Origin of the sequence: Pseudomonas sp. (genome assembly GCF_050739995.1) — a bacterium.
In the GTDB taxonomy this organism is placed as follows: Bacteria; Pseudomonadota; Gammaproteobacteria; order Pseudomonadales; family Pseudomonadaceae; genus Aquipseudomonas.
The window spans coordinates 1-9,234 of record NZ_JBOICG010000604.1; the positions used below are offsets into that span (position 1 = coordinate 1).

Here is a 9,234-nt window from a genome sequence, read left to right on the forward strand (position 1 = left end):
AGTAGCGACCGCCTGTTTCGCCGCGAGTGAATACCTGCAGATCGTCCGGGCAGTAGAAGCCCCGGCGCACGATCAGGCCGATAATCATCATCACCATCCACGGCGTGGTGCAGGTGATGATCAGCACGGCAAAGGTAGACACGCTCTGCACCAGGTTGGCGGCGAAACGTCCGATAAAGATGAAGGCAATCGACATCACCCCGATCAGCAGCGTGGCCTTGACCCGCGACAGCAGGCGTGGGAACACGCTGGACATGTCCAACCCGGTGCCATAGAGCGATGTGGTACCAGTGGACATGCCGCCAATCACCGCAATCAGGCATACCGGCAGGAAGAACCAGGTGGGCGCCACCGCCAACAGGCCGCCGACGTAGTTGTTGGCTGCGATGTAGTCCGGTGCCTTGATCGCCACGATGGTCGCGGTGGCCAGGCCGAACAGAAACGGGATCAAGGTAGCGATTTGCGCCAGTACAACGGCCAGCATGATCCGACCTTTCGGTGTTTCTCGTGGGATGTAGCGCGACCAGTCACCGAGAAATGCGCCGAAGGAAATCGGATTGCTCATGGCCACCAGCGCAGCGCCGATAAACGCGGCCCAGAAGCCGGTCTGGCCCAGCGCTACAGTGCCGGCAAACTGACTGTCGAACGCTGGCGCGAAAGCGAAGATCCCCAGTAGGAACAACAGGCTCGCCGCCCACACCGCAATGCGGTTGACCCACAGCATGAAGCGAAACCCGTAGATGCACACCGTCAGCACGAGCAGGGCAAACAGACCGTAGGCCAGGCCCAGGGTCAAGTCGGTTTCCGGCAGGCCGATCAGACGTTTCGCACCGCCGACCAGTGCATCACCTGAACTCCACACCGACAGTGAGAAGAAGGCAATCGCCGTCAGCAGTGAGAGAAACGAGCCGACGATCCGCCCATGTACACCAAAGTGCGCACCGGAAGACACGGCATTGTTGGTGCCATTGATCGACCCGAACAGGCCCATGGGTGCCAGGATCACCGCACCTACCAGCACGCCCAGTACAATCGCCCAGACGCCGGCCTGGAATGACAGGCCGAACAGCACTGGAAATGAGCCCAGTACCGCAGTGGCAAAGGTATTGGCACCGCCGAAGATCAGTCGGAACAGGTCCTTGGGGCCGGCGGTGCGTTCGTGATCCGGGATCTGTTCGACCCCGTTGGTTTCAATTTTTCGAATACTTTTATCGTTGTTTTTATTATTCATGATCTGCTCCGATCACATTGGCTAAGGGGGCGGCAGCCCTTCCGGCATAGCGGACAAATGTTCGTGACAGGCCAGCCACAGGCCTTCTTGTTGTTCTGTGCGAGAACCTTGTCGTTTGAAGACAATGGTTTCGCGTTCCTGGCTAAAGAGTTGCTCCCCGTTCATGCGCAGCTCGGTGGCCACGTCATGAATAAATATCGCCACGTCACCGTGCAGGCTGACAATGGCGTTGCTTGAGGTGCAGGACAGCACCTCAAAGCCCTCGTCCCGGCGCCAGCTGTCCCACAACGCCTGGTAGGCATCGCGGCTGAGCAGCGGCTCGGGGAGGGTGTAGAACACAAAGCTCGCATCACGGCTGAACGCGCCGAAATAGGCGGCGCGATCATTGCGGGCAAAGGCCGACACCAGATCGGCGGCGGCTTTGTGCACGGCTTGGGCGCTCATCAGCGATGCGCCACGCCAGGCAGTACGCAGAGCATCTCGTACAGCAGGTTGGCGCCCAGCAGCGAGGTGTTGCCGGTGGTGTCGTAGGGCGGTGAAACTTCTACCAGGTCACAACCAATCAGGTCGAGGCCCTGGCAGCCACGGATGATCTCGATGGCCTGGATGGTGGTCAGCCCGCCGATTTCCGGGGTGCCGGTGCCAGGCGCCCAGGCCGGGTCGATGCCGTCGATATCAAAGCTCAGGTACACCGGGCCGCCACCGACTTTTTCCCGCACTTCAGCCATCAGGGGCGCGAGGGAGTGGTGCCAGCATTCTTCGGCCTGGACCACGCGGAAGCCCTGTTTGCGGCTCCAGTTGAAGTCTTCGGCGGTGTAGCCCTGGGCGCGCAGACCGATCTGCACCACGCGGTCGCAATCGAGCAAACCTTCTTCCACCGCGCGGCGGAAGGTGGTGCCGTGGGCGATTTTCTCGCCGAACATATGATCGTTCACGTCGGCATGGGCGTCGATGTGTACCAACCCGACCTTGCCGTGTTTTTTGTGGATCGCACGCAGGATCGGCAGGGTGATGGTGTGGTCACCGCCCAGGGTCAGCGGTATCACGTTGTGTTGAAGGATCTCGTCGTAGGCTTCTTCGATGATGCGCACGGCGTCGAGCAGGTTGAAGGTGTTGATCGCCACGTCGCCGATATCGGCTACTGACAGCGAGTCGAAAGGAGCGGCGCCGGTGGCCATGTTGTAGGGGCGGATCATCACGGATTCGGCGCGGATTTCACGCGGCCCGAAACGGGTACCGGCGCGCAGCGAAGTGCCGATATCCAGAGGCACGCCGATAAAGGCGGCGTCCAGGCCCTTGGCCGTCTGCAGGTGGGGGAGTCGCATCATGGTGGCGATGCCGGCGAAGCGCGGCATTTCGTTGCCGCCCAGTGGTTGGTGGAAAATCTTGTCCACGGGAGTGCCTCATCGTTGTTTTGTTTGTTAGGGATTGATTCTGCGAAATGTGCCGATACGAAAGAATCGGCAGGGGCAAATACTTAGTTCAGATTTCTCTAAACTAATGCTTGGGGTAAGCTGCGTTCAAATGTAGGAGGGGTAAACCCCCTCCCACAGGATTTCGTGTATGCCTCTGGAGACCCCATGGCCAACGCCTTGCCCGACCTGAAACTCCTGCGCATCTTCGTCAGCGTGGTGCGTCACCAGGGGTTCGCCAACGCCCAGCACGAACTCAACCTATCCACATCGGCCATCAGTACCTATATGAGCCAACTGGAATCGGCATTGGGCCTGGTGCTGTGTCATCGCGGGCGAGGCGGGTTCAGCCTGACCAGCAAGGGCGAGTTGTTCCACCAGGAAACCCTGCGCCTGCTCGGCGAGCTGGAGGGCTTCGAGCAATACGCCGCCGCGTTGAAGGGCGAGTTGCGCGGCACCCTCAAGCTCGGCGTGCTCGACTCCACCGTCAGCGATAAAGCGCTGCCATTTGCCGAAGTGATCGGCGCCTACAGCCTGGAACACCCGGCGGTGCACCTGCACTTATCGGTGATGAGCCCCTACGAACTGCAACTGGGCGTGCAGGACAATCGTCTGGACCTGGCCATCGGCGCTTTCTCCAACCGCATGAGCGGGCTGATCTATATGCCGCTGTACCGCGAGCAGCACTGGTTGTATTGCAGCACTCGGCACCCGCTGTTCAACGAGCGACGCATCCCCGAACAAGTGATTACCCAGCAACGCATGGTTGGCCGTGGCTATTGGAGCCAGGCGGAGTTGGCTCGTCATGGCTTCAAGCACAGCGCCGCGACCGTGGAAAGTATGGAAGCCCAACTGATCCTGGTGCTGTCTGGCGCCTACATCGGCTACCTGCCCGAACACTATGCCCAGGCCTGGGCCGATAAGGGTGACTTGCGCGTGTTGCTGCCGGCCACCTTTGGCTATCAAGCGCCGTTCTCCATGATCATGCGCCGTGGCCGTAGTCGCGAACCGTTGATCCAGACCTTCCGCGACCTACTCAAAGCCCAGTTGAACCAGGCCTGATAACACCATGTCCAGACCCCAATGCTCCCGATGCCTCAGGCCTGCCACCCATTGCTTGTGCGCGCTGATCCCCAGTCTAGACAGCCGCACCCGCGTGTTGCTGTTGCAGCACCCGAGCGAGGTCAACCATGCGTTGAATACCGCACGGTTGGCGGCGCTGGGTTTGAACAACGCGCAGTTGGTGGTGGGGGAGGTGTTTGAGGATTTGTCGACCTTGTTGAACCCGCCCGGTTTTCAGGCGCGGCTATTGTTTCCGGCTGACGAAGCCCAGCCATTGCAAGCCTACGCGCCTGGGGAGCAACCGCTGTTGCTGGTGGTCCCCGACGGCACCTGGCGCAAGGCGCGCAAGATGCTGCATCTCAACCCGTTGCTGGCCGCATTGCCTCGGGTAACGCTGGCCGAGGGCTCGGTTTCCCGTTATCGATTGCGCAAGGCGCCGGGGCCGGGAGCGTTGTCCACCGTTGAAGCGATTGTGCAGGCGTTGCAGGTACTGGAAGCACCGGCATCGTTTGAGCCGTTGCTGAAGCCCTTCGAGGCATTGATCGAAGGTCAGATTGCGGCGATGGGGGATGAGGTGTTCCAGAGAAACCATGGCGACGGACGGAGTGGTTAGCAGGTTCACCGAGTTGCGGCCATCGCGGGCAAGCCCGCTCCCACACTCGACGGCATTCCAAGGGGACAACTCGGTCAACTGTGGGAGGGGGCTTGCCCCGATGGGGCAACCTTTTTGTTACTTATGCCTTTAAGCCATAAGCACCACACTTTGCGTGATATGGCCCACCGCCCTTTCCCGGTATGATGTTGGCCCCCGCAGTCTGGATTGCGAATACGCCATGACCTTGCAGTACCCAACAATCGCCGATTGCGTCGGCAACACGCCCCTGGTCCGCTTGCAACGCATGGCGGGTGAAACCAGCAACACCTTGTTGCTCAAGCTCGAAGGCAACAACCCGGCCGGTTCCGTGAAGGACCGCCCGGCCTTGTCGATGATCACCCGCGCGGAGTTGCGTGGGCAGATCAAGCCTGGCGACACCCTGATCGAAGCCACTTCCGGCAACACCGGGATTGCCTTGGCCATGGCCGCCGCGATCAAGGGTTACAAGATGATCCTGATCATGCCCGACAACGGCAGCGCCGAACGCAAGGCGGCGATGACCGCCTATGGCGCCCAGTTGATCCTGGTCACTCAGGAAGAAGGCATGGAAGGCGCCCGTGACCTTGCCGAGCGCATGGCCGCCGAAGGCCGTGGCCTGGTGCTCGACCAGTTCGCCAATGGGGATAACCCCGAGGCGCATTACACCAGTACTGGCCCGGAAATCTGGCGCCAGACCCAGGGCACCATCACCCATTTCGTCAGCTCCATGGGCACCACTGGCACCATCATGGGCAACTCGCGTTACCTCAAGGAGCAGAACCCGGCGATCCAGATCGTCGGCCTGCAACCGATGGAAGGTGCCGCGATCCCGGGTATTCGCCGTTGGCCCGAAGAGTACTTGCCGAAGATCTATAACGCGACACGTGTGGACCGCATCATCGACATGGCCCAGCGCGAAGCCGAAGACACTACCCGTCGCCTGGCCCGTGAAGAAGGCATCTTCTGCGGCGTGTCGTCCGGTGGCGCGGTGGCGGGGATGTTGCGGTTGTCCAAAGAAGTGGAAAACGCGGTGATCGTCGCGATCATCTGTGACCGAGGCGACCGTTACCTGTCGACCGGCATTTTCGACGAACCCAACTGATGGCCAAGCACGAGAGAGGCCTGCGCTTCCAACCAACGGGTGGCAGCCGGGCTCCGCAGATTCCAGTGGGCAAGAAGCAACGCCTGACCATCGAACGCCTGGCGAACGATGGCCGGGGCATTGTGTTCTTTGAAGGTCGCACCTGGTTTGTGAACGGCGCGCTGGCCGGCGAAGAAGTCGAAGCGCGGGTGTTGGGCGCCCACGGCAAGATCGTCGAGGCGCGCACCGAGCGTGTGTTTACCGCCAGCGAGCTGCGTCGCCCAGCGCCATGCGCCCACGTGGGTCGTTGTGGTGGTTGCAGCGTGCAGCACTTGCCCCATGCCGAACAACTTGCCCTGAAACAGCGCATGCTTGCCGAGCAACTGTCTCGCGTGGCCGGTATCGAGCCGCAAGAATGGGCAGCCCCTTTAAGTGGGCCGGAATTTGGCTACCGTCGTCGTGCCCGTGTGGCCGTACGCTGGGATGCCAAGGCGAAAAAACTCGAGGTGGGTTTCCGCGCCGTGGCCAGCCAGGACATCGTCGCCATCGATGATTGTCCGGTGCTGGTACAAGCCTTGCAGCCGATCATGCAGCGTTTGCCCAACATGCTACGTCGCCTGAGCAAACCGCAGGCTCTGGGGCATGTTGAGTTGTTCAGTGGTACGTCCATCGCGGTGTTGCTGCGCCATATGGCGCCGTTGTCGGAAACGGACTTGCAGGTATTGAAAGAGTTTTGTGCCTTCCATGAAGCCCAACTGTGGCTGCATGGCGAGGGGCAGCCAGAGCCGGTCGACACCCATTGCGTCTTGGGATTTCGATTGGAACAGTGGAATCTGGAGCTGGCCTATCGGCCTGGCGATTTCGTCCAGGTCAACGCCGGGGTCAACGAGGCGATGGTTGCCCAGGCCCTGGAATGGCTGGCGCCACAGCCCGATGAGCGGGTGTTGGACCTGTTTTGCGGCCTGGGCAACTTTGCCCTGCCACTGGCTCGCCAAGTGCGCGAAGTGGTGGCGGTGGAGGGGGTACAGACCATGGTGGACCGGGCGGCCCTCAATGCCGTCAGCAACGATTTGCATAATGCGCAGTTTTTTCAGGCCGATTTGTCCCAGCCTTTGACTGACGCAGAGTGGGCCAAACAGGGCTTTTCTGCGGTACTCTTGGACCCACCCCGTGACGGTGCCCTGGAGGTTGTTCGCAAGCTCGCCATTCTTGGGGCCAAGCGTCTGGTGTATGTGTCCTGCAACCCAGCCACGTTGGCGCGGGACACGGTTGAGTTGGTCAAGCAAGGCTACCGGCTAAAGCGTGCCGGGATCCTCGACATGTTTCCGCAAACCGCGCATGTCGAGGCCATGGCGTTATTTGAAGCGGGCTAGGATGCCCGTTTAATCCGACCGGCCTGTTGTCTCCAGGGCCTGTGATCTGCCAGGGAGTCTGCAGTAGAAGGTCGGGAATGATTTTTGGCGCATCGAAGGTGCGTCGTAGGGAAGGTAAGCAAGATGGTACAGGTGAGAGCACACCAGCCGATCAACACCGACGGCAGTATCAATCTCGAGGCATGGCTGGATCATGCCATCAGTGTCGACCCGGCACTGGACCGTGAAGCCTTGAAGGCAGCTTGCGAGTTCGCTCGTGAGTCTGAGCAGCAAAACAATGCGGCCAAGAACCTCTGGTCCGAAGGCACTTCGAGCTTTCGCACCGGGCTGGAAATCGCCGAGATCCTGGCCGATCTGAAGCTGGACCAGGATTCACTGATCGCCGCCGTGCTCTATCGCGGCGTGCGCGAAGGGCATATCGAGCTGGCCACCGTGAGCCAGCGCTTTGGCGCCGTGGTTGCCAAGCTGATCGACGGTGTGGCGCGCATGGCTGCCATCAGTGCCAGCCTCAGCCCGCGCCAATCGATGGTGATGGGTACCCAGGGCCAGGTGGAAAACCTGCGCAAGATGCTGGTGGCAATGGTTGACGACGTGCGCGTCGCCCTGATCAAGTTGGCCGAACGCACCTGCGCGATTCGCGCGGTGAAAACCGCCGATGACGAGAAACGCAACCGCGTTGCCCGCGAGGTGTTCGACATCTATGCGCCATTGGCGCACCGCCTGGGTATCGGCCATATCAAGTGGGAGCTGGAGGACTTGTCCTTCCGTTACCTCGAGCCCGATCAATACAAACAGATTGCGACGTTGCTGCATGAGCGACGGCTCGACCGTGAGCGCTTCATCACCGATGTGATGGGCCAACTGCGTTCCGAATTGCAGGCTACCGGCGTCGATGCCGACATCAGCGGCCGCGCCAAGCACATCTATTCCATCTGGCGCAAAATGCAGCGCAAGGGCCTGGCGTTCAGCCAGATCTACGACGTGCGCGCCGTGCGTGTGCTGGTGCCGGAAATGCGCGACTGCTACACCGCGCTGGGTATCGTCCACACCCTGTGGCGGCATATTCCGAAAGAGTTCGACGACTACATCGCCAACCCGAAGGAAAACGGCTATCGCTCGTTGCACACGGCGGTGATCGGCCCCGAGGGCAAGGTGTTGGAAGTGCAGATCCGCACCCACGCCATGCACGAAGAGGCGGAGCTGGGCGTGTGCGCGCATTGGCGTTACAAGGGCACCGACGTCAAGGCCGGGTCCAATCAGTACGAAGAGAAAATCTCCTGGCTGCGCCAAGTGTTGGAGTGGCATGAAGAGCTGGGTGACATCGGTGGCTTGGCCGAGCAGTTGCGGGTGGATATCGAGCCGGACCGGGTGTACATCTTCACCCCGGACGGCCACGCGATCGATTTGCCCAAAGGCGCCACGCCGCTGGACTTCGCCTACCGCGTGCACACCGAGATCGGCCACAACTGCCGCGGCGCCAAGATCAACGGGCGTATCGTGCCGCTCAACTACACCCTGCAGACCGGTGAACAGGTCGAGATCATCACCAGCAAGCACGGCACGCCGAGTCGCGACTGGTTGAACCCGAACCTGGGCTACATCACCACGTCGCGGGCGCGGGCGAAGATCGTGCACTGGTTCAAGTTGCAGGCGCGTGACCAGAACGTCGCCGCCGGCAAGACCCTACTCGAACGCGAACTGGCACGCCTGGGCTTGCCGCAGGTGGACTTCGACAAGCTGGCCGAAAAGGCCAACATGAAGATTGCCGAGGACATGTTCGCCGCCCTGGGCGCTGGCGACTTGCGCCTGGCGCAGCTGGTCAACCTGGCCCAGCAACTGGTCGAGCCGGAGCGCGGCAGTGAACAGCTGGAACTGATTCCACGCAAAGCCACTGGCTACAAGCCTGGCAAGCGCGGCGATATCCAGATCCAGGGCGTGGGCAACCTGATGACGCAAATGGCCGGCTGCTGCCAGCCATTGCCAGGGGACGCCATCGTCGGTTACATCACCCAGGGGCGTGGTGTGAGCATTCACCGCCAGGATTGCGCCTCGGTGCTTCAGCTGGGCGGGCGCGAGCCGGAGCGGATCATCCAGGTCAGCTGGGGCCCGGTGCCGGTGCTCACTTACCCGGTGGATATCGTGATTCGGGCGTATGACCGTTCCGGTTTGCTGCGTGACGTGTCGCAAGTGCTGCTCAATGAGCGGATCAACGTGCTGGCGGTCAACACCCGTTCGAACAAAGAGGACAACACCGCGCTGATGTCCCTGACCATCGAAATCCCGGGCCTGGATGCGCTGGGGCGGTTGTTGGGGCGGATTTCCCAGTTGCCGAACATCATCGAGACGCGGCGAAACCGTACACCATGAGTAGCTGGATGAACGCGAACTAAAATGTGGGAGCGGGCTTGCCCGCGAAAGCGGTGGGTCAGCACCAGATGTAT

General features: G+C 61.0%; 8 protein-coding genes. 5 read left to right on the forward strand and 3 right to left on the reverse strand.

Annotated features, from left to right (window positions below):
- From ACRESD_RS20175 to speB, 3 genes are all read right to left on the reverse strand, one after another.
- A partial coding sequence (locus ACRESD_RS20175) for a purine-cytosine permease family protein (RefSeq protein WP_431752512.1) occupies positions 1–1,231 on the reverse strand: 1,231 nt, incomplete at its 3' end.
- Between the two features lie 21 nt (positions 1,232–1,252).
- On the reverse strand, positions 1,253–1,675 hold the full coding sequence (locus tag ACRESD_RS20180; protein WP_431752513.1) for a YybH family protein: 423 nt from the start codon (positions 1,673–1,675) through the stop codon (positions 1,253–1,255).
- Positions 1,675–2,625 (reverse strand): agmatinase, encoded by a 951-nt coding sequence (gene speB / locus ACRESD_RS20185; RefSeq protein ID WP_431752514.1) that lies wholly within the window; start codon positions 2,623–2,625, stop codon positions 1,675–1,677. The genes ACRESD_RS20180 and speB overlap by 1 nt, the downstream gene beginning before the upstream one ends.
- 186 nt (positions 2,626–2,811) lie before the next feature.
- Here speB and ACRESD_RS20190 point away from each other — a divergent pair, with 186 nt between their 5' ends.
- From ACRESD_RS20190 to relA, 5 genes are all read left to right on the forward strand, one after another.
- Positions 2,812–3,705 (forward strand): LysR family transcriptional regulator, encoded by an 894-nt coding sequence (locus ACRESD_RS20190; RefSeq protein WP_017134867.1) that lies wholly within the window; start codon positions 2,812–2,814, stop codon positions 3,703–3,705.
- A gap of 7 nt (positions 3,706–3,712) precedes the next feature.
- Positions 3,713–4,318, forward strand: a complete 606-nt coding sequence (locus tag ACRESD_RS20195; protein WP_431752515.1) for a tRNA-uridine aminocarboxypropyltransferase — start codon at positions 3,713–3,715, stop codon at positions 4,316–4,318.
- Between the two features lie 220 nt (positions 4,319–4,538).
- Positions 4,539–5,441 carry a cysteine synthase CysM gene (gene cysM, locus ACRESD_RS20200; RefSeq protein WP_431752516.1) on the forward strand — a complete coding sequence of 301 codons (903 nt, stop codon included), beginning with the start codon at positions 4,539–4,541 and terminating at the stop codon, positions 5,439–5,441.
- Complete coding sequence (rlmD, locus tag ACRESD_RS20205; protein ID WP_431752517.1) at positions 5,441–6,793, forward strand: 23S rRNA (uracil(1939)-C(5))-methyltransferase RlmD; 1,353 nt, start codon at positions 5,441–5,443, stop codon at positions 6,791–6,793. The genes cysM and rlmD overlap by 1 nt, the downstream gene beginning before the upstream one ends.
- A 123-nt stretch (positions 6,794–6,916) precedes the next feature.
- On the forward strand, positions 6,917–9,160 hold the full coding sequence (gene relA, locus ACRESD_RS20210) for a GTP diphosphokinase (RefSeq protein WP_431752518.1): 2,244 nt from the start codon (positions 6,917–6,919) through the stop codon (positions 9,158–9,160).
- Positions 9,161–9,234: the final 74 nt, after the last annotated feature.